Raw genomic sequence first — 20540 nt, 5'->3', positions numbered from 1 at the left:
CCTGCGCCCCGACATTCCCTCGCCCTGCCCAAGGACCCCGACATGACCCTGCGCCCGCTTGCCCTCGCCCTGGCCATCGCCCTCGCCGGCTGTTCGCCGGCCGGCTCCCCCGACACCGCGGCCACCGCCGCCCCGGCCGTCAGCGCCGAGCAGGCGGCCGCGCGTGCCGCTCAGCTCGAGCAGCTGTACGCCGACTTCTGGGAAGCCTCGCTGGCGCTCAACCCCCTGCAGGCCACCTTCATCGGCGACGCCCGCTACAACGACCAGCTGCCTGACTTCTTCAGCGCCGAATTCCGCGACAAGCAGGCCGCCTTCAGCCGCGACTGGCTGGCCCGCGCCCAGGCCATCGGCAGCGACGGCCTCGCCGGCCAGGACCTGCTGAGCTACCAGATCTTCGTGCGCGACCTCGAGGCCGAGATCGAGGGCGAGCGTTTCCCGGACTGGCAGCAGCCGCTCAACCAGTTCTACAACCTCACCGGCATGTTCGCCCAACTCGGTTCGGGCACCAGCGCCCAGCCCTTCGCCACCGTGCAGGACTACGACAACTGGCTGGCCCGCGCCGGGAAGTTCCCGGACCTGATGCGGACCATGCAGGCGAACATGCGCACCGGCATGGCCAACGGCGTGGTGCAGCCGAAGGTGCTGATGCAGAAGGTGATCCCGCAGATCGACGCGCTGATCAAGGACAAGCCCGAGGACACCCTGTTCTGGCGCCCGGTGGCCGGCTTCCCGGAAGGCTTCAGCGAGCAGGACAAGGCGCGGCTCACCGAGGCCTACCGCACGCTCATCGCCGAGCAGCTGATGCCGGCCTACCGCGAACTGCGCGCCTTCGTCGCCGATGAGTACCTGCCGGCCTGCCGCGACACGGTGTCGCTGTCGGCGCTGCCCGACGGCGAGGCCTGGTATGCCTACCGCGTGCGCATGTCCACCACCACCGACCTGTCGCCGGCGCAGATCCACGACATCGGCCTGGCCGAGGTGGCGCGCATCCACGGGGAAATGGATGCGGTGATGCAGGAGGTCGGTTTCACCGGCAGCCGCGCCGAGTTCTTCCAGTTCATGACCACCGACAAGCAGTTCGAGTTCGAGAGCGAGGATGCCCTGCTCACCGCCTACCGCGCGCTCGAGGCCAAGGTCAACGAACGCGCGGACGAGCTGTTCTCGCTCAAGCCCGCCGCGGCCTTCGAGATCCGCCCGGTCGAGGCCTTCCGCGCCCAGTCGGCCGCCGGCGGCAGCTACATGCGCCCCAGCGAGGACGGCAGCCGCCCGGGCATCTTCTACGTCAACACCTACGACCTGCCGACCCGCAAGACCTGGGACGCCGAGTCGCTGTTCCTGCACGAGGCCATCCCCGGCCACCACTTCCAGATCGCGCTGCAGCAGGAGCTCCAGGGCCTGCCGGCCTTCCGCCGCTTCGGCGGCGAAACGGCCTTCATCGAGGGCTGGGGCCTGTACGCCGAGTCGCTGGGCAAGGAACTGGGCGTGTACACCGACCCGCACCAGTACTTCGGCCGCCTGCAGGCCGAACTGTGGCGCGCGATCCGCCTGGTGGTGGACACCGGCCTGCACTCCAAGGGTTGGACCCGCGAGCAGGTGATCGAGTACATGAAGGCCAACTCGGCCACCAGCGACACCGAGGCGGTGTCCGAGACCGAGCGTTACATCGCCATCGCCGGCCAGGCCCTGGCCTACAAGGTCGGCGAGCTCAAGATCCAGGAACTGCGCGACCGCGCGGAAGCCGAACTGGGCGAGGACTTCGACATCCGCGGCTTCCATGCCGAGGTGCTGCAGGACGGCTCGGTGCCGCTGGCCGTGCTCGAGGCCAAGATCGACCGCTGGATCGCCGCGCGCAAACCCTGAACCCCGGAAAGGAAACATCATGACCCTGGAAAAGACCCCGCTTGCCCTGGCCCTCGCCGCCCTGCTCGCGCTCGGCGGCTGCACGGGCGGCACGGAGGACACGGGCGGCGAAGCCACCCGCGACGTGACGCTGGAGGAGTCGGCCGACCTGGCCGGCGACGAGGGCGAGTTCGACGAGGAGCCGTCGGAAGAGCCTGCGGACCGCCCGGCGCTCACCGCCGCGGTGCTCGAGGGCCTCGAGCGCGGCCTGGTGCGTGAGAACGAGGGCCTGCAGGCCGCGCTCGACAAGCTGGCCAGCGCCGAGACGGACGCCGGCAGGCTGATCGCGCTGGGCAACGTCGACATCGAGGCGATCGAGGCCGCGGCGGCCGAGGCCGCTGGCGTGTCGCCCGGCGACTACACCCTGCTCAAAGAGCATCTTTTCGATGTGCTGGGCAGGGTCGACATGCACGAGATGATGACGGCCATCTACAGCGACATGGACGATGCCGAACTGGACGGTGCGACCCGCGCCGAGGTCGAAAAGGGCCGGGACGAGATGATGGCCGACCTCGAAGACCCGTTCGAGGGCATGGACGACGAAGCCATCGAAGCCTTCAAGGCGCGACAGGCCCGCCTGGCCGAGCTGCGGGCGCAGAACATCGGCCTGTTGCTCAAGTTCCTCGGCGGCTGAGGTGGCCGGCCTGCGCACCGCCCTGCTCACCCTGGCGCTGCCGCTCGCCGGCTGCGCCAGCGTGCCGGCCGCCGCGCCCGCGGCCGTGGACGTGGCCGCGCTCGAGGCCGGTGCACGAGCCACCGAAGCCGCCTTCGCCCGCACCATGGCCGAACGCGACCTCGACGCCTTCGCCGGCTTCATCGCCGAGGACGCCATCTTCTCGCCGGGGCCGAACACACTGCGCGGCAAGGCGGCCATCGTCGCAGCGTGGAGCAAGTACTTCGAAGGCGAGCAGGCGCCGTTCTCATGGCGGCCGGAAACGGTGGTGGTGAACGCGAGCGGCGACCTCGCCGCGACCAAGGGCCCGGTGTTCGACCCCTCCGGCAAGCCCATCGCCGAGTTCCGCTCCACCTGGCGGCGCGAAGCCGACGGCTCGTGGAAGGTGGTGTTCGACGACGGCACCTGCCTGTGCCGTCCGGCCGGCTGAGGCCTCAGTCCAGCCGCGGCCAGTCCGAGGCGTCGAGGGTGTCGCGGTAGGCGTGCCAGGTGGCGTAGGCCAGCCAGGGCATCACCAGCGCCAGGCCGAGGAAGGCGGTGGCGAAACCCACCGCGGTGAGCAGCACTATCAGCACCGCCCACAGCAGGGCCACGCCCTTGTTGCGCAGCACCGCGTTCACGCTCGACACGCCGGCGGTGACCATGTCGACGTCGCGGTCGGCGATCATCGGCAGCGAAAACGCCGCGGCGGCGAAGGTGAAGGCGGCGAACACCGAACCGGCCGCCGACCCGATGGCCAGGAACTCGATCCAGGTGGCCAGGTCGCCCCGCTCCACCGGCACCAGCGCATTGACCATCATGCCGGCGCGCGACCACAGCATCAGCACCACGCCCTGGGCCAGGGCGAACACGCCGGCCTGCCCCACCACGCGCCGCGCCAGCACGAAGGAATCGCGCAGCTCCGGCCGCCGCCCGGCCTCGAGCTCGCGGCTCACGCAGTACAGGCCGACCGCCACCAGCGGCGCGACGAAGATGAAGCCCGAGAGCAGGGCCGCCAGCAGGGCGAAACGCCCGAGCCACCAGGCCAGCGCCGAGATCGCGATGGAGGCGAGCACGATCGCGACGCCGAACAGCAGGCTCAGGCCCGGGGACCGGCGATAGTCGCGCCAGCCGGCGCGCAGCCAGCGCAGCGGCGCACCGGCGTCGAGTTCGCGGCAGGGCACCGCGAACGGTCGTTCGACTGCGGGTTCGCCGCCGGTCGACGACATGGGCTCAGACCTCGACGGTCATTTCCGGCCGCGCCAGGCTGACCGTCGCGCCCAGCTTGCGGTCGAGCGCGGTGGCCAGTGCCTCGCGGGCGTCGTCCTCGCCGTGCACCAGTACGACCGGCGGGCGGCCGGCGATCTGGCCGTACCAATCCACCAGGCCCGACTGGCCGGCATGCGCCGACAGGCCGCCGACGGTATGGCGCACTGCGTTGACGCGGATCTCCTCGCCCCACATGCGCACCGACTCGGCGCCGTCCACCAGCCGGCGGCCCAGCGTGCCCTTGGCCTGGTAGCCGACGAACATCACGTGCGCCTGCTTGCGCCCCAGGTTCTGGCGCAGGTGGTGGCGCACGCGGCCGCCGTTGCACATGCCCGAGCCGGCGATGATGATCGCGCCGCCGCGGATGTTGTTGATCTCCTGCGACTGGGACACTTCCGGCGTCAGGTGCAGATTGGGCAGCTTGAACGGATGGGGGCGGCCGTTCCAGACTTCCTGCGCATCCTCGTCGAACAGCGTTTCGTGGCGGCCGTAGACGTCCACCACGCGCATCGCCATGGGGCTGTCGAGGAAGATCTTCCAGCGCGACATGTCCCACTCGTCCCACTGGCGCGCGAACCAGTACAGCAGCTCCTGGCTGCGGCCGACCGCGAAGGCCGGGATGATCACGTTGCCCTGGTCGGCCCAAGCGTGGTCCAGGACGTCCTTTATTTCGTCGAGCGTGGCGCCGCGCTCGCGGTGCTCGCGACCACCGTAGGTCGACTCGAGCAGCACCAGGTCGGCCGCCGGCACCGGCACCGGGTCGCGCAGGATCGGCGTGCCGTGCGGGCCAATGTCGCCGGAAAAGGCCAGCGTGCGCCGGCCGGTGGGTTCGTCCGCAACCACCTCCACCGAGGCCGAACCCAGGATGTGGCCGGCGTCGCGCAGGGTGACGGTGACGCCGCCGAGGATTTTCTTGGGCTGGTCGTAGTCGATGGCGCGGACCTGGTCGAGCACCCGGGCCACGTCGCCGTGGTTGAACAGCGGCTTGTGGTTGGTCTTGCCGTCGCGGCGGTACTTGTTGTCGCGCTCGGCGTCCATCTCGGCCAGCGAGGCGGCGTCCTCGAGCATCACCTTGAGCAGGTCGGCGGTGGCCCACTGGGTCCAGATCGGGCCGCGGTAGCCGCGCTTGACCAGCAGCGGCAGGCGGCCGCTGTGGTCGATGTGGGCGTGGCTGAGCACGACCGCGTCGATTTCCTGGGGGTCGAACGGGAACGGATCCCAGTTGCGGCGTTCGTCCTCGTCGCTGCCCTGGATCATGCCGCAATCGAGCAGCAGCCGATGGCCGTTGGCCTCGACCTCGTGGCAGGAGCCGGTGACTTCACCGGCGGCGCCATGGAAACGTACCTGCATGCTGGGACCCCTTTTTCGGTTGCCCCACTGTAAAACATTCCCACCCCTTTGTAGGAGCGCCCGAAGGCGCTCGTACAGTGGCAATGGGCGGCTCAGCGCACGCCCATTTCCTGCAGCAGGTGGCGGGCCGGGTAGACGGTGTCCATCACCCAGACCATGTAGCGGTGGTCGACGGCGATCATGCGGGTCATGGCCGGGTCGAACACCCAGTTCGAGCTCACCGACTCCCAGTTGCCGTCGAAGGCCAGGCCGACAAGCTCACCCTTGCCGTTGAGCACCGGCGAGCCGGAATTGCCGCCGGTGATGTCGAGGTCGGAGAGGAAGTTCACCGGCACGGCGGCCTTCTCTTCGGCGCTCATCGCGGCGATGGCGTCGAGCTGCGCCTTGGGCGCGTCGAAGGGCTCGACCCCGGTGGCCTTGGCGACCAGGCCGTCGAGCGTGGTGAACGGCGTGTAGAACACGCCGTCCTTCGGCGCGTAGCCCTGCACGTTGCCGTAGGTGATGCGCAGGCTGAGGTTGGCGTCCGGGTAGACGGCCTTGCCCTGGCTGCGCTTGTAGTCCTGCACCGCGGCCAGGAAGACCGGGCGGTAGCGGTTCTGTTCGCCCGAGCGCGCGTCGTTGCGATCCTCCATGGCCTTCATGGTCGGGTGCAGCGCCACCGCCAGCTTCATCAGCGGATCCTGGCTGGACTCGATCGTGGCCTGGTCGGCGCCGAGCAGGGCCATGCGGGCCTCGCTGCCCTCGAGCCCGGTGCCGCCGTAGGTGGCGTCGAGCGCGCGGCTGATCGCCGCCTCGTCGTTGCCGCCCAGCCAGGCGTCGATGGCTTCCACGCGCTGGCCGGCCGGCAGCTTGAGGTACTCGCGCAGCCAGTAGGCCATCAGCTGCTTCTCCATGGCCGGGTGGTAGCGGCGCTCGAGCTGCTGCACCGCGCCCTGGCTGCGTGGCAGGTCGCGCTGCTGGTAACCCGGGCTGCGCTCGGCGTCGGGCCTGGCCGACTCGATGGCCAGGCGATGGAGCATGCGCAGGTTGCCGAGCAGGCCGCCGTTGGCGATCTGGGCGAGGACGAGGTCGCGCTCGCGGGTCTCGCGGGTCTCGGCGGCCAGGGCCACCAGCTTCGCGTGCGCCTCGAGGCCGGCCTTGCCCTTGCCGCCCTGCCCGCGCAGCCAGGCCAGCACGGCCTGCTCCTCGCTGCGCTTGGTGGCGCTGGCGTCGATGCGGGCGAAGCCTTCGAGCTGGCCTTCCCAGTTCTTCATGGCGTTGTGGTAACCGCGCACCTGGCTGGCGTACTTCACTTCCTGGTCGGCGTCGGCCTTGCCGGCGGCCTCGATGATGGCCACCAGGTTGCGCAGGTGCTGGCCCACGACCGGGTACTGCCAGTCGGCCACGGCCTGGAACTCGTCGTACAGGGCGTAGCGGCTGGTGGTGCCCGGGTAGCCGGCGACCATCACAAAATCACCCTTCTCCAGGCCTTCCGGCGCGAGCTTGAGGTGCTGCGAGGGCTGGTAGGGCACGTTGTCCTCGGAATAGGCGGCCGGCTTGCCGTCCTTGCCGACGTAGGCGCGGTAGAAGGCGAAGTCGCCGGTGTGGCGCGGCCACATCCAGTTGTCGATGTCGCCGCCGTAGGCACCGATGCTGCCCGGGGGCGCGTAGACCAGGCGCACGTCCCGGATCTCGACCTGGCGGAACAGGCGGTAGGTCTGGCCGCTGAAGAAGCTGTAGAGCGTGCAGCGGTAGCCCTCGCCTTCCTCGCACTCGGCGATCAGCTGCTTCTGGATGGCCTCGAGCGCCTTGTTGCGCTCGATGCCGCCCAGGTCGCCGGCCGCAGCCTGCACCTTGTCGGTCACGTCGGTGATGCGGTCCATTACGTAGACGCGGGCGTTCGGGCCGGCCGAGAGCTCCTGGGCGCGCTCGGTGGCGACGAAACCGTCCTTCATCAGGTTGCGCTCGGCGGTCGAGTTGAGCTGGATCGCGCCGTAGGCGCAGTGGTGGTTGGTGACCACCAGGCCCTCGGGCGAGACGAACGAGGCCGTGCAGCCGCCCAGCGCCACGACGGCGCCCATCGGGTCGCCCGTGAGGTTGGCCAGCTGTTCCGGCGGCAGCTCGAGGCCGGCCTCCCGGAGCGGGCCGGCGATCTCCGGCAGTTGCTGCGGCACCCACATGCCCTCGCGGGCCTGGGCGGACAGGGACAGCGCCAGGGAGGCGGCCAGGATTGCTACGCGCATACGTTTGTGACCTTGGTGGTGGCTAAACCCCAAGCCTAGCAGCGGCGGCGTTCGCGGGCAGCCACCTCCGGCCCAGACTTTCGGCAGGGGACAAGGGGACCTGGATATGCGTGCACTTGCTTGCGTGCTGGCGGGCCTGCTGGCCCTTTCCACCGGTCCGGCGCGGGCGCAGGCGCCCGACGACGCGCTGGCAAGCCTCTGGTCCGCGCTCTGCCCCGGCGCCGCCCCGGGCAGCGATCTGGAACAGCGCTGCCTCGAGATCGCCAACGGCGGCCCGGGCAGTCGCGACTTGTCCGCGGCAGGCAACTTCCTCGGCGAGATCCCCGGCCAGGGACGCGCAGCCACCCGCGACGGCGCCCCCGACAAGGCCGAAGCGCGCAGCGAACTCGGCGGCGGCTGGTCGGTGTTCGCCAGCGCCGACAGCGGACGGCTCAAGCGCCGCGACGGCATCAACGAGGCGCCCTTCGACGGCGACACCTGGGCCCTGTCGGCCGGCGTGGACTGGGCGCCACACGAACGCTGGCGGCTGGGCCTGCTTGCCAGCCACGCCCGCGAGGAGCTCGACTTCCTGGCCTCCGACGGCAGCACCCGCACCCGCTACGGCGGCGCGCTGCTGATGCTGGGCTGGATGCCCGTCGACGCGCTGTCGGTGGACGCCTACGCCGGCTGGCTGGACGGCGACTACGCGCTGCGCCGCGCCATCGACTACACCCTGCCCGACGGCACGTCGGTGCAGACGCTGGCCAGTGCCGACGCCAGCGCCCGGCGCCGGCTCGCCGGCCTGGGCCTGTCCTGGAGCCAACCGGCCGCGGGCTGGGAGTGGCAGGTCTCGGGCGGCGTGGACTGGCAGCGAACGGAAATCGAGGCCTATTCCGAAACCGGAGGCGCCGGCCTGGCGATCTCCGTGCCCGGCCGCAGCATCACCAGCCACCGCGGCCGCCTCGACCTGGGCCTGTCGCGCACGGTGTCGGCCAGCTGGGGCGTCTGGCAGCCGCTGGCCCGGGTGGGCTGGCGGCACGAGTTCGCCAACCCGTCGCGGCCGCTGGCGGTGCGCTTCGTCGGCGACGCCAACGGCACGCCCGTGGTGTTCGAAACCGACGACGCCGACGCCGATTGGGGCGAGGCGGCGCTGGGCGCGGTGTTCGTCTTCCCCGGGGGGCAGTCGGCCTTCATTGAGTGGCGCCAGCGCTTCGGCCACGGCTTCTTGGACGAGCGGCTGCTGGCCCTGGGCTGGCGCATCGAGCTGCCCTGAATCCTTCCCGGCCGGTTAACGCCGCCGGCGTATAATTGTCGGCTGACCGGCCCGCCTCGGGCCCGCCACGGAACCGGACATGGCTCAGCAAATGATGAAGGCGCTGGTGAAGCGCAACCCCGAGAAGGGCATCTGGATGGAACAGGTGCCGGTGCCCACGCCCGGGCCGAACGAAGTGCTGATCAAGCTCGAGAAGACCGCGATCTGCGGCACCGACCTGCACATCTACAAGTGGGACGAGTGGAGCCAGCGCACCATCAAGCCGGGCCTGGTGATCGGCCACGAGTTCGTCGGCCGCATCGTCGAGATGGGTCCGGGCGTCACCGGCTACGCCATCGGCGACCGCGTCTCGGCCGAGGGCCACATCGTCTGCGGCCACTGCCGCAACTGCCGCGCCGGCCGCCAGCACCTGTGCCCGAACACCACCGGCATCGGCGTGAACCGCCACGGCGCCTTCGCCGAATACATCGTGATGCCGTCCTCGAACCTGTGGCCGATCCCGGACTCGATCCCGTCCGAGCTGGCCGCCTTCTTCGACCCCTACGGCAACGCCGCGCACTGTGCGCTGGAGTTCGACGTGGTCGGCGAGGACGTGCTGATCACCGGTGCCGGCCCGATCGGCATCATCGCCGCCGGCATCTGCAAGCACATCGGCGCGCGCAACGTGGTGGTCACCGACGTCAACGACTACCGCCTCAAGCTGGCCGCCGACATGGGCGCCACCCGCGTGGTGAACGTGTCCAAGCAGTCGCTCAAGGACGTGATGAAGGACCTGCACATGGAGGGCTTCGACGTGGCCCTCGAGATGAGCGGCAATCCGCACGCCTTCAACGACATGCTCGACTGCATGTACCACGGCGGCAAGATCGCCCTGCTCGGCATCCTGCCCAACGGCGCCGGCATCAACTGGGACAAGGTGATCTTCAAGGGCCTGGTGCTGCACGGCATCTACGGCCGCAAGATGTACGAGACCTGGTACAAGATGACCCAGCTCGTGCAGTCCGGCTTCCCGCTGCAGAAGGTCCTCACCCACCAGGTGCACATCGACGATTTCCAGAAGGGCTTCGAGCTGATGGAAACCGGGCAGTGCGGCAAGGTGGTCTGCAGCTGGGGGTGATCGGCTGCCGCCGGCCCCGCAATAAAAGAAGGGCGCCCCGCGGGGCGCCCTTCTTCGTTTCGATCGAATGCCGGGTTCAGCCGCCGATCGAGAAGGTCACCACGAAGCGGTTGTCGGCCGTGTCGCCGAAGTTGTCGTCGCCGGCCGAGTCGGTGCCGTAGTAGCCGACGGCCACGTTGACCGGGCCGAAGTCGCGGTTCACGCCGACCGAGAAGTCGCTGTAGTCCTCGTAGCCGGTGGACGAACCGAAGGTGCTGTGGCCGACGGTCACGTCCAGGCCCCAGCCCATGCCCACGTCGAAGCTGCCGCCGAGGCCGTAGTAGAAGCCGTCGTCGTCGAGCGCGTAGACATCGTTGGTGTAGCCCAGGGTGAACGACCAGGTCTCGTCCAGGGTCAGGGTGCCGATGAACTCGTTGTAGTCGATGGCGCCGTAACCGTCCTGCTCGCCCAGGTAGTTGTAGCGGTTGAGCATCAGGTCGAGGTTGACGCGCTCGCCCAGGTCGGTGTTCCAGCCGATGTAGGTGTCGACCTCGACATCCGGGCCGCCGGTGCCGAAGTCCACGTTCGAGGCCCAGACGCCGACGTAGAAGCCGTTGTCGAAGTTGAGGTCGGCGCCGAGCTGCAGCGCGGCCTCGCCGTCGGTCTGGGAGGCGCCGCGGAACATGTAGTCGGAGGTCAGCGCGGCGTTCCAGCTGAACATGGACTCTTCTTCTTCGGCCGCCTCGTCCTGGGCGGTGGCGGCCAGCGGCAGCGCCAGCAGGGCGGCGGCCAGGGCGAACGGAAGCAGCTTCTTCTTGGTGTGCATCGGGAAATCCTCGTCGGTTGGGGCAGATGGGCCTGGAACGCGCTTGTTGTATGCAGCGGGATCGGGCGTTGATGATTCCGACCCACCCGTTGATTATTTTGAGCGGCAGTGTCCACCAGCCCCGATCATAAGGCATGCGGCAGTGCAGCAAAGCAGGATTGGCATAATGGGGGGCTATCTCCGCCCTTTGCCGAGCCCTTGCCATGACCTCCCCCGCCCTCGCCCGCTACGCCGCCGAACTCGACGCCATCCGCGAACAGGGGCTGTTCAAGGCCGAACGGGTGATCACCAGCCCGCAGTCGGCCGAGATCACCCTGGCCGACGGCAGGAAGGTGCTCAACTTCTGCGCCAACAACTACCTGGGACTGGCCGACAGCCCCGAGGTGATCGAGGCGGCCAAGCACGCCCTGGATACCCACGGCTTCGGCATGGCCTCGGTGCGCTTCATCTGCGGCACCCAGGACCTGCACAAGGAGCTGGAGGCCAGGATCTCGCAGTTCTTCGGCAAGCAGGACACCATCCTCTACGCCGCCTGCTTCGACGCCAACGGCGGCCTGTTCGAGCCGCTGCTGGGCGAGGAGGACGCGATCATCTCCGACGCGCTCAACCACGCCTCGATCATCGACGGCGTGCGCCTGTGCAAGGCCAGGCGCTACCGCTACGCCAACTGCGACATGGCCGACCTCGAGAAGCAGCTGCAGCAGGCCAGGGCCGACGGCGCGCGCACGATCATGATCACCACCGACGGCGTGTTCTCGATGGACGGCTTCATCGCCCCGCTCGACCAGATCACCGCGCTGGCGCGCAAGTACGACGCACTCGTGCACATCGACGAATGCCACGCCACCGGTTTCCTGGGCGACACCGGCCGCGGCAGCGCCGAGGTCAAGGGCGTGCTCGACCGGATCGACATCATCACCGGCACCCTGGGCAAGGCGCTGGGCGGCGCGCTGGGCGGCTTCACCACCGGCAGCGCCGAGGTGATCGAGATGCTGCGCCAGCGCTCGCGCCCCTACCTGTTCTCCAACTCGCTGCCGCCGCACGTGGTGGCCGCGGGCACCAAGGTGTTCGAGATGCTCGATGCCGCCGGCGACCTGCGCGAGCAGCTCAAGGCCAGTACCGCCTACTTCCGCGAGCGCATGACCGCCGCCGGCTTCGACCTCAAGCCGGGCGTGCACCCGATCGTGCCGGTGATGCTCTACGACGCGCCGCTGGCGCAGAAGTTCGCGGCGCGCCTGCTCGAGGAAGGCATCTACGTGATCGGCTTCTTCTTCCCGGTGGTGCCCAAGGGCCAGGCCCGCATCCGCACCCAGATGAGCGCCGCCCACACCCGCGAGCAGCTCGACCGCGCCATCGACGCCTTCATCCGCGTCGGCCGCGAGCTGGGCGTCATCAAGGGCTGAGGCCGGCGCTCAGCCCGGGCGGATCCGCGCCAGGCTGAGCGCATCGACGAAGGCGCCGTCGCGATACGCGAAATCGCGGTGGCGGCCTTCCTCGACGAACCCGTGGCGGGCGTAGAGCGCGATGCCGGCCGCGTTGTCGGCGTAGACCTGCAGTTCCAGCCGGCGCAGCTGCAGCCAGCGGTCGGCCAGGTCGATGGCGGCCGCCAGCAGCGCGCTGCCGACGCCCTTGCCCTGCCAGTCGTCGCGCACGCCCATGCCCAGCTCGCCGACGTGGCGGCGGCGCGGGTTGGCCGATACGTGGAGTCCCAGCTGGCCCACGACCTCGTCGCCGGCGCAGGCCATCAGCAGGTGCGCGTTCGGGTCCGCCGCCTGCATGCGCTGGCGCCACAGGTCCAGCGAGGGGAAGGGCAGCTGCAGCGTGCCCGCCTGGGCGCGCGGCATGGCGTAGATGGCCTGCACGGCGGCGTAGTCTTCGGGCTCGGCCCGGCGGATGGTGATTTCGGCGCGCATGGATTCAGCTCCGGCCCGTCGGGGCCAGGCTCGATACTTCCTCATCCGTGAGCCGGCGCCAAGCGCCCTTGGCCAGCTCGCCCAGCGCCACCGGGCCAATGGCCACGCGCACCAGGCGCCGGGTTTCCAGGCCGTGCCCGGCCAGCAGCCGGCGGATCTGCCGGTTGCGGCCTTCGTCGAGCACGATTTCGAGCCAGGCGGTCTTGCCGCCGCTGCGCAGCAGGGTGGCCGACTTGGCCGACAGGCGTTCGCCGTCGTCCTCGACGCCCGCGACCAGCGCCGCCAGCAGGGCCGCGTCGGGCACGGCGTCCACCTGCACGTGGTAGGTCTTGTCCGGCCCGGTGCCGGGGTCGGTGATGGCGGCAGCCCAGGCCGGGTCGTTGCTCATCAGCAGCAGGCCCTCGCTGGCCTGGTCCAGCCGGCCCACCGGCGCCAGCCAGGGCAGGCCGCTGCCCTCGAGGCAGCGATAGACGGTGTCGCGGCCGCGTTCGTCGCTGGCCGTGGTGACCAGCCCGCGCGGCTTGTTGAGCGCCAGGTAGAGCGGCTCCGCCGCCGCAGCCGCGCCGCCGTCCACCACCACCACGTCCTGCCCCATGCGCACCGGGAATTCCGGGTCGAGCACCACCCGGCCGTTGACCGCCACGCGCCCGGCGGCGACCCAGGCCGCGGCCTGCGTGCGCGAGCACAGGCCCTGCTTGGACAGCACGCGCGCCACGCCATGGCGGGGCGCGGCGGGCTGGCGCGGCGGCGGTGGTCGTCGTTGCATGCGCGAAGCATGGCGCAGGCGCGGCGACGCGCGCCAGCCTGGCAGGCACGCGGGTGCCCGGTTCACCGGCCCATCACCGGCCGCTGCCGACCATAGGCGCATGCCTGATACCCCTGCCCCCGCCCCCGCCTGGCGCCGCGCCCTGCGCGCCATCGTGCTCTGGTTCGACACCGGCGCCGCGCCGGCCGATGACCGCGACCCCGACCGCATCGACTGGCTGCGCGTGCTGCCCTTCGTCGGGCTGCACCTGGCCTGCCTGGGCGTGCTGTGGGTGGGCTTTTCCTGGTTCGCGCTGTGGACGGCGGTGGCGCTGTACGCGGTGCGCATGTTCGCCATCACCGGCTTCTACCACCGCTACTTCTCGCACAAGGCCTTCCGCACCTCGCGGCCGGTGCAGTTCGCCTTCGCGGTGCTGGGCGCGGCTTCGGTGCAGCGCGGGCCGCTGTGGTGGGCCGCGCACCACCGCCACCACCACCGCCACGCCGACACCGAACACGACGTGCATTCGCCGCGGCACGGCTTCTGGCGCAGCCACATGGGCTGGTTCCTGACCCCGCGCGGCTTCCGCACCGACTTCGACGCCGTCAAGGACCTGGTTCGCTTCCCCGAGCTGCGCCTGCTCGACCGCTTCGACATCCTGGTGCCGGCGCTGCTGGCCGTGGGCCTTTACGCGCTGGGTTCGTGGCTGGAAACCGCCCATCCGGGCCTCGGCACCAACGGGCCGCAGCTGCTGGTGTGGGGCTTCTTCATCTCGACGATCGTGCTGTTCCACGTCACCGTGACCATCAATTCACTCTCGCACCGCTGGGGCCGCCGCCGCTTCGCCACCCGCGACGACAGCCGCAACAATGCCCTGCTCGCCCTGCTCACCTTCGGCGAGGGCTGGCACAACAACCACCACCACTACCCGGGCTCGGCCCGCCAGGGCTTCACCTGGTGGGAGCTGGACCTGACCTACCTGGGCCTGCGCGCGATGGCGCTGCTGGGCCTGGTGAGCGACCTGCGGCCGGTGCCGGCCGCCCTGCGCACGGCGCGCCGGGAGGCCGCATGAGGATCGCGGTCGTCGGCAGCGGCATCGCCGGGCTGGGCGCGGCCTGGCTGCTCTCGCGCGAGCACGAGGTGGTGCTGTTCGAGCGCGAGTCGCGCCTGGGCGGGCACACCCACACGCACCGGGTCGAACAGGCTGGCCGCAGCTATTCGGTCGACAGCGGCTTCATCGTCTTCAACCCGGGCAACTACCCGCTGCTGACCAGGCTTTTCGACCAGCTCGGCGTGCCCAGCCAGCCCACCACCATGAGCTTCTCGGTGCACGACGCCGGCAACGGCCTCGAGTACAACGCCACCGACCTCGATGGCCTGTTCTGCCAGCGCCGCAACCTGGTCTCGCCGCGCTTCTGGCGCATGGTGGGCGACATCCGCCGCTTCTACCGCGAGGCGCCGGCGCTGCTGGACGGCCCCGGCGACGGCCCGTCGCTGGGCGACCACCTGCGCGAGGGCGGTTACTCGGAGCTGTTCGTGCGCGACCACCTGGTGCCGATGGCCTCGGCGCTGTGGTCCTCGCCCTCGGAAACCATCGAAGCCTTCCCCGCCCGGTACCTGGTGCGCTTCATGGCCAACCACCACATGCTCCAGCTCAGCGACCGGCCGCAGTGGCGCGTGGTCACGGGTGGCTCGTCGAGCTACATCGGGGCGCTCGAGCGCGACTGGAACGTGCGCGTGCGCCTGTCCGCGCCGGTGCAGCAGGTCAGGCGCGAGGCCGACGCGGTCGTCGTGGCCACCGACCAGGGCGAGGAGCGCTTCGACCAGCTGGTGCTGGCCTGCCACAGCGACCAGGCCCTGGCCCTGCTGGCCGACCCGACGCCCGCCGAGCGCGAGGTGCTTGGCGCCATCCCCTACCAGGCCAACGAGACCGTGCTGCACACCGACGCCCGGCTGCTGCCGCGCAACCGCAAGGCCTGGGCGGCCTGGAACGCCCACGTGCCGGCCGAACCCGGCGCGCCCTGCACGGTGAGCTACTGCATGAACCACCTGCAGTCGCTCGACAGCCCCGAACCCTTCGTCGTCACCCTGGGCCGCGCGCGCGAGATCGACCCCGCGAAGGTGCTGGCGCGCATGCAGTACCACCACCCCGTCTACACCCACGCCAGCGTCGCCGCCCAGGCCCGGCGCGGCGAGGTCAACGGCGTCAACCGCACCTGGTACGCCGGTGCCTACTGGGGCTTCGGCTTCCACGAGGACGGCCTGCGCAGCGGCGTCGAAGTCGCGCGCGCGCTCGGCGTGCAATGGCCCTGAACTCGGCCATCTACGAAGGCTGGGTGCGGCATCGCCGCTTCGCGCCGGTGCAGAACGCTTTCCGCTACCGCGTCTTCCAGCTCTACGTCGACCTGGCCGAGCTCGACCAGGTCTTCGCCGGCCGATGGTTCTGGTCGCTCGACCGCCCGAACCTGGCCCAGCTGCGCCGTCGCGACTACTACGGCGACCCGGCGCTGCCGCTCGACACCGCGGTGCGCGACCGCGTGCAGGAAACCCTGGGCAAGCGCCCCACCGGCCCGATCCGCCTGCTCACCCATGGCCGCTACTTCGGCAAGACGATGAACCCGGTGAGCTTCTACTACGGCTTCGCCGACGACGGCGAAACCCTGGAATGGATCCTGGCCGAGATCACCAACACGCCCTGGAACGAACGCCACGCCTACCTGCTCGACGCCGCCGCGGCCGAGCGCCACGGCCAGGCCCTGCACTGGGATTTCGACAAGGGCTTCCACGTCTCGCCCTTCATGCCCATGCAGCGGCGCTACCGCTGGGCCTTCCAGCCGCCCGGCGAGACGCTGCGGGTGCACATGGACGTGTTCGACGGCGAACGCCGCGACTTCGACGCCACCCTGGTGCTCGAGCGCCGGCCCTGGACCGGGAACACGCTGGCTTCATGCCTGGCGCGGTATCCATTGCACACCGCGAAGGTGGGCGCGGCGATCTACTGGCAGGCCGCGCGCCTGTGGCTCAAGCGCACGCCCTTCCACCCGCACCCCCGCACCCTGCCCGGAGCCCCCGAATGAGTTCCACCGCCGAAACCCTGGCCAGCCCCGACCAATCCGCCGCCCGCTACGGCGCGCTCGACCGCCTGCTGCGCCGGCGCCTGCTGGCCACGCTCGACGGCCTGCGCGGCGGCCAGGTGGTGGTGCGCGATGCGCTGGGCACCGTGACCCTGGGCGAGCCCGGCGGCCTGCGCGCGGAGCTCGACATCCTCGACCCGGGCTTCTACCGCGCCGCCGCCGCCCAGGGCTCGGTCGGCGCCGGCGAGGCCTACATGGACGGCCTGTGGCGCTGCAACGACCTGGTGGCGCTGGTCCGGCTGCTGGTGCTCAACCGCGACCGCCTGGACGCGATGGAAACCGGCCTGGCCCGCCTCGGCGGCCTCGCCCTGCGCGGCTGGCACGCCCTGCGCCGCAACACCCGCGCCGGCAGCCGCAAGAACATCGCCGCGCACTACGACCTGGGCAACGACCTGTTCAGGCTCTTCCTGGACGAGTCGATGATGTACTCGTCGGCGGTGTTCGCCGACGAGTCCGAAACGCTCGAGCAGGCCCAGTTCCGCAAGCTCGAGCGCATCTGCCGCAAGCTCGACCTGCAGCCCACCGACCACCTGGTCGAGATCGGCACCGGCTGGGGCGGCCTGGCCATCCACGCCGCCTCGCGCTTCGGCTGCCGGGTCACGACCACCACCATCTCGAAGGAGCAGCATGCGCTGGCCACCGCGCGCGTCGCGGCCGCCGGCCTGTCCGACCGGGTGACGGTGCTGCTCGAGGACTACCGCGACCTGCGCGGCGAGTACGACAAGCTGGTCTCGATCGAGATGATCGAGGCCATCGGCCACCAGTACCTCGAGACCTACCTGGCCAAGTGCGCCTCGCTGCTCAGGCCCGAGGGTCTGGCCCTGATCCAGGCCATCACCATCGAGGACCACCGCTACGAGCAGGCGCTGCACTCGGTGGACTTCATCAAGCGCTTCATCTTCCCGGGCAGCTTCATCCCCTGCGTCAGCGCCATCACCAGCGCCGCGGCGAGCGCCAGCGACCTGCGCCTGGTGAACCTCGAGGACATCGGCCCGAGCTACGCGCTGACCCTGCGCCACTGGCGCCAGCGTTTCATGGCGCGGCTGGAGGAAGTGCGCGCCCAGGGCTACGACGAGCGCTTCATCCGCATGTGGGAGTTCTACCTGGCCTACTGCGAAGGCGGCTTCCTCGAGCGTTCGATCGGCGACGTGCACCTGCTGCTCGCCCGACCGGGCAACCGCCGCACGCAGTACCTGCCGGCCCCGGAGCCGGCCTGACATGCGCCCGTCCCTGCTCGCCGCGGGCAACGTACTGGGCTTCCAGGCCGTCTGGCTGGCCAGCGTGGCCGGCGCGGGCGCGGGCCTGCCCTGGGCGGGTCCGCTGGCGGCGACGCTGTTCGCGGCCCTGACCCTTCGCTTCGGCGGCAAGGCGCGCGCCGACCTGCGCCTGCTCGCGCTGGCCCTGCCGCTTGGCCTGGCGCTCGACAGCGCGTTCGCCGCCTCGGGCTGGCTGGTGTATGCCGAGGCCTGGCCCTGGGCCTCGCTGGCGCCGGTGTGGATCTGGTCGCTGTGGGTGGGCTTCGCGCTCACGCTCAACCATTCGATGGCCTTCCTGCGCCAGCGGCCGGTGGCGGCCGTGCTGCTTGGCGCGGTCGGCGGCCCGCTGGCCTACTGGACCGCGGCGGGCGCCTTCGAGGCGGTGAGCTTCGGTGCCCCGGTGGCCTGGGTTATCGGCGCCCTGGCCGTCGGCTGGGCCGCCGTGCTGCCCCTGCTCTTCCACCTCGACCAGCGCCTGGCCGCGGGCCTGGCCGGGGAACGGCGCGCGCCGGCATGAACCCCTGGCTCACCCTCGTTCTGGTGTGGGCCGGCGCCGCCCTGGCCATGGCGGGGCTGTGGGCCTTCTCGATGAAGGTCCGCAACGTCGGCTACGTCGACGTGGGCTGGGCCGGGTTGATGGCGCTGGCCGCGCTGGCGGTCGGCGCCGTCGGCGAAGGTTCGCCGATGTCCCGCGGCCTGGTGGCGATGTTCGGCAGTGTCTGGGGCGCGCGACTGTGCCTGCACCTGCTGCACCGCGTGCTCAACGAGGAGGAGGACGGCCGCTACCGCGCGCTGCGCGCGGCCTGGGACGGCAGCCCGGCGAAGTTCTTCGTCTTCTTCCAGGCCCAGGCCGTGGTGGTGGCGCTGTTCTGCCTGCCCTTCATCGCCGCGGCCGACAACCCGGTCTTCCACGTCGGGCCGCTGACCGTACTGGCGGTGCTGGTGTGGCTGGGCGCGATGGCCGGCGAATCACTCGCCGACCGCCAGCTGGCGCGCTTCCGCGCCGACCCGGCCAACGCCGGCAAGACCTGCCGGGCCGGCCTCTGGAGCTGGTCGCGGCATCCGAACTACTTCTTCGAGTGGCTGCACTGGTTCGCCTACGTGCTGCTCGCGGCCGGCGGCGGCCTGTTCTGGCTGAGCCTGGCCGGCCCGGTGCTGATGTACGCCTTCCTCTACCGGATCAGCGGCATCCCCTGGACCGAACTGCAGGCCGAGCGCAGCCGCGGCGAGGATTACCGCCGCTACCAGCGCGAGGTCAACGCCTTCTTTCCCTGGCCGCCGCGCAAGGCGGCTACTTCCACGGAGTAACGGATGTCCCTGATCGACCTGTGCGAGCGCGGGCTGGTGCCCGACGCCCTGACCCGCTTCGGCATTCGCCGGCTTTGTGTCCAGCGGCTGCGCGAGGAAGGCGTCGATGACCTCGACCTGGCCGATGGCTGCTTCCGCGACCTGCTCGGGCAACTGCGCGACAGCCCGATCGCGATCGAAACCGACGCCGCCAACGAGCAGCACTACGAGGTGCCGGCGCGCTTCTTCGAGCTCTGCCTGGGCCGCCGGCTGAAGTACTCAAGCGCCTTCTACGCCACCGGCCGGGAAACCCTGGACGAAGCCGAAGACGCGATGCTGGCGCTATACGGCGAGCGCGCGGAGCTGGCCGACGGCCAGCACATCCTCGAGCTCGGCTGCGGCTGGGGCTCGCTGACGCTGTGGATGGCCGAGCGTTTCCCGAACGCCCGCATCACCGGCGTGTCGAATTCGCGAAGCCAGCGCGAGCACATCCTGGCCCAGGCGGCGCGGCGCGGGCTGGGCAACGTGCAGATCCTGACCTGCGACGTGAACCGGCTCGAACTGCCGGCGGAAAGCTTCGACCGCGTGGTGTCGATCGAGATGTTCGAGCACATGCGCAACTACCGCCGCCTGCTCGGCAACATCGCCGGCTGGCTGCGGCCGGGCGGCAAGCTGTTCGTGCACATCTTCGCCCACCGCTTCCTGATGTACCCGTTCCTCACCGAAGGCGAGGACAACTGGATGGGCCGGCATTTCTTCACCGGTGGCCTGATGCCCTCGGCCGACACCCTGCTGCACTTCCAGGAGGACCTGCGGCTCGAGCAGCGCTGGCTGCTGCCGGGAACGCACTACCAGCGCACGGCCAACCACTGGCTCGAGAACCAGGATCGCAACCGCGAGGAAGTGCTGGAGGTGCTGGCGGCGACCTACGGTGCCGACCAGGCGGCGCGCTGGCACCAGCGCTGGCGCATGTTCTGGATGGCCTGCGCGGAACTGTTCGGCTACGAAGGCGGCCGCCAGTGGCTGGTCGCCCACTACCGCTTCAGCAAGTAATCGTCGCGCCCGGCTGGCAGGAGGCCGGTCCGCCGGGAGCGCCCTGCGCCGGAGCCGCCTGGGCCGGCGCGGGTGCGGCGGCCGCCGCACCACCCGGCTTGCCGGTGGCCACGCGGATGCCCTTGGCCTTCATCCAGGCATCGAACTCCTCGGCGGTCATTCGACGGCCGTTCTGGTTCATGTCGAAACGCCAGGGCGTGTTGTCGAACTGGGTCTTCTGCACGTAACCGTCGCTGCCGGCCGTGGCGGCGGGCGCCGCGGGTGCCGGCGCGGGGCGACGCAGGCGCTGCACGTAGGCCACGGCATTGAGCTCGAGGCAGCTGGCCGCGGGCGTCGCATGGCGCATCTCCGGCGCCGGCACGGTGGCCGGCAGGGGGGCAAGCGTCGTGACATGGCAGGCCGGCGCGGCGGCGCTGGCCAGGGTCGGCAGGCAGAGCGCGAGCAGCGCGAGCGGGGCGTATTTCATCGTGCACCGTGGGGGGCGGGACTGCGCCAAGCTTAGGCCCGCGCCATCGCCAACGCAATCAAACCCCGGAAAAGACGAAGCCCGGCACGAGGCCGGGCTTCGGGTGTTGCCTTCGAACCA

Annotated in this window: 20 protein-coding genes; 13 read left to right on the top strand and 7 right to left on the bottom strand. The window is 70.5% G+C overall.

Features of this window, described 5'->3' with window-relative positions; all coding sequences use genetic code 11:
* The first annotated feature begins 42 nt into the window (after positions 1-42).
* From C6N40_RS05730 to C6N40_RS05720, 3 genes are read left to right on the top strand one after another with little or no spacing between them, the layout of a single operon-like run.
* Positions 43-1860, top strand: a complete 1818-nt coding sequence (locus C6N40_RS05730; RefSeq protein WP_106990054.1) for a DUF885 domain-containing protein — start codon at positions 43-45, stop codon at positions 1858-1860.
* A 19-nt stretch (positions 1861-1879) separates the two neighbouring features.
* Complete coding sequence (locus tag C6N40_RS13990; protein WP_162782096.1) at positions 1880-2533, top strand: hypothetical protein; 654 nt, start codon at positions 1880-1882, stop codon at positions 2531-2533.
* A gap of 1 nt (position 2534) precedes the next feature.
* The gene (locus C6N40_RS05720) at positions 2535-3002 is read left to right on the top strand and encodes a YybH family protein (protein WP_106990053.1); all 468 of its coding nucleotides are present in this window, start codon (positions 2535-2537) and stop codon (positions 3000-3002) included.
* A gap of 4 nt (positions 3003-3006) precedes the next feature.
* Here the strand turns inward: C6N40_RS05720 and C6N40_RS05715 are convergent, their stop codons facing one another.
* The 3 genes from C6N40_RS05715 to C6N40_RS05705 form a co-directional block, all read right to left on the bottom strand.
* Entirely contained in the window at positions 3007-3780 is a 774-nt protein-coding gene (locus C6N40_RS05715; RefSeq protein ID WP_106990052.1) for a DUF2189 domain-containing protein, read from the bottom strand.
* 4 nt (positions 3781-3784) lie between these two features.
* Complete coding sequence (locus C6N40_RS05710; RefSeq protein ID WP_106990051.1) at positions 3785-5170, bottom strand: MBL fold metallo-hydrolase RNA specificity domain-containing protein; 1386 nt, start codon at positions 5168-5170, stop codon at positions 3785-3787.
* A gap of 92 nt (positions 5171-5262) precedes the next feature.
* Positions 5263-7329, bottom strand: a complete 2067-nt coding sequence (locus C6N40_RS05705) for a S46 family peptidase (protein ID WP_205208560.1) — start codon at positions 7327-7329, stop codon at positions 5263-5265.
* A gap of 169 nt (positions 7330-7498) precedes the next feature.
* On the opposite strand from C6N40_RS05705, the gene C6N40_RS05700 reads away from it, so the two are divergent.
* Positions 7499-8644, top strand: a complete 1146-nt coding sequence (locus C6N40_RS05700; RefSeq protein ID WP_106990049.1) for an autotransporter outer membrane beta-barrel domain-containing protein — start codon at positions 7499-7501, stop codon at positions 8642-8644.
* 94 nt (positions 8645-8738) lie between these two features.
* Positions 8739-9761 carry an L-threonine 3-dehydrogenase gene (gene tdh / locus C6N40_RS05695; RefSeq protein WP_106990048.1) on the top strand — a complete coding sequence of 341 codons (1023 nt, stop codon included), beginning with the start codon at positions 8739-8741 and terminating at the stop codon, positions 9759-9761.
* Positions 9762-9837: 76 nt separating this feature from the next.
* Here the strand turns inward: tdh and C6N40_RS05690 are convergent, their stop codons facing one another.
* Complete coding sequence (locus C6N40_RS05690; RefSeq protein ID WP_106990047.1) at positions 9838-10566, bottom strand: TorF family putative porin; 729 nt, start codon at positions 10564-10566, stop codon at positions 9838-9840.
* A 203-nt stretch (positions 10567-10769) separates the two neighbouring features.
* Here C6N40_RS05690 and kbl point away from each other — a divergent pair, with 203 nt between their 5' ends.
* Positions 10770-11969, top strand: a complete 1200-nt coding sequence (gene kbl / locus C6N40_RS05685; RefSeq protein ID WP_106990046.1) for a glycine C-acetyltransferase — start codon at positions 10770-10772, stop codon at positions 11967-11969.
* Positions 11970-11978: 9 nt separating this feature from the next.
* Here kbl and C6N40_RS05680 read toward each other — a convergent pair whose 3' ends face one another.
* Together C6N40_RS05680 and C6N40_RS05675 are read right to left on the bottom strand one after the other, a co-directional pair.
* A complete protein-coding gene (locus C6N40_RS05680; protein WP_106990045.1) occupies positions 11979-12479 on the bottom strand; it encodes a GNAT family N-acetyltransferase in 501 nt (166 codons plus the stop codon).
* A 4-nt stretch (positions 12480-12483) separates the two neighbouring features.
* On the bottom strand, positions 12484-13245 hold the full coding sequence (locus C6N40_RS05675; protein WP_106990044.1) for a pseudouridine synthase: 762 nt from the start codon (positions 13243-13245) through the stop codon (positions 12484-12486).
* A gap of 100 nt (positions 13246-13345) precedes the next feature.
* Here C6N40_RS05675 and C6N40_RS05670 point away from each other — a divergent pair, with 100 nt between their 5' ends.
* The 7 genes from C6N40_RS05670 to C6N40_RS05640 are packed head-to-tail and all read left to right on the top strand — an operon-like array spanning position 13346 to position 19954.
* Positions 13346-14296 (top strand): acyl-CoA desaturase, encoded by a 951-nt coding sequence (locus C6N40_RS05670; RefSeq protein WP_106990043.1) that lies wholly within the window; start codon positions 13346-13348, stop codon positions 14294-14296.
* Positions 14293-15537, top strand: coding sequence for an NAD(P)/FAD-dependent oxidoreductase (locus tag C6N40_RS05665; RefSeq protein ID WP_106990042.1), 1245 nt, complete (start codon positions 14293-14295; stop codon positions 15535-15537). Before C6N40_RS05670 ends, C6N40_RS05665 begins: the two co-directional genes overlap by 4 nt.
* Entirely contained in the window at positions 15528-16301 is a 774-nt protein-coding gene (locus C6N40_RS05660) for a DUF1365 domain-containing protein (RefSeq protein WP_106990041.1), read from the top strand. The genes C6N40_RS05665 and C6N40_RS05660 overlap by 10 nt, the downstream gene beginning before the upstream one ends.
* Entirely contained in the window at positions 16298-17575 is a 1278-nt protein-coding gene (locus C6N40_RS05655) for an SAM-dependent methyltransferase (RefSeq protein WP_106990040.1), read from the top strand. The genes C6N40_RS05660 and C6N40_RS05655 overlap by 4 nt, the downstream gene beginning before the upstream one ends.
* Before the next feature lies 1 nt (position 17576).
* Positions 17577-18131 (top strand): DUF2878 domain-containing protein, encoded by a 555-nt coding sequence (locus tag C6N40_RS05650; protein ID WP_106990039.1) that lies wholly within the window; start codon positions 17577-17579, stop codon positions 18129-18131.
* The gene (locus C6N40_RS05645; RefSeq protein ID WP_106990038.1) at positions 18128-18922 is read left to right on the top strand and encodes a DUF1295 domain-containing protein; all 795 of its coding nucleotides are present in this window, start codon (positions 18128-18130) and stop codon (positions 18920-18922) included. The genes C6N40_RS05650 and C6N40_RS05645 overlap by 4 nt, the downstream gene beginning before the upstream one ends.
* Positions 18923-18925: 3 nt before the next feature.
* Entirely contained in the window at positions 18926-19954 is a 1029-nt protein-coding gene (locus tag C6N40_RS05640; protein ID WP_106990037.1) for an SAM-dependent methyltransferase, read from the top strand.
* Here the strand turns inward: C6N40_RS05640 and C6N40_RS05635 are convergent.
* Entirely contained in the window at positions 19944-20420 is a 477-nt protein-coding gene (locus tag C6N40_RS05635; RefSeq protein ID WP_106990036.1) for a hypothetical protein, read from the bottom strand. The genes C6N40_RS05640 and C6N40_RS05635 overlap by 11 nt on opposite strands.
* Between the last annotated feature and the right edge of the window lie 120 nt (positions 20421-20540).

It is taken from the genome of Arenimonas caeni, from assembly GCF_003024235.1.
GTDB classification, from domain to species: Bacteria; Pseudomonadota; Gammaproteobacteria; order Xanthomonadales; family Xanthomonadaceae; genus Arenimonas; species Arenimonas caeni.
The sequence above is the reverse complement of the archived record's forward strand: the minus strand, read 5'-3'. Positions and strand labels throughout refer to the sequence as shown.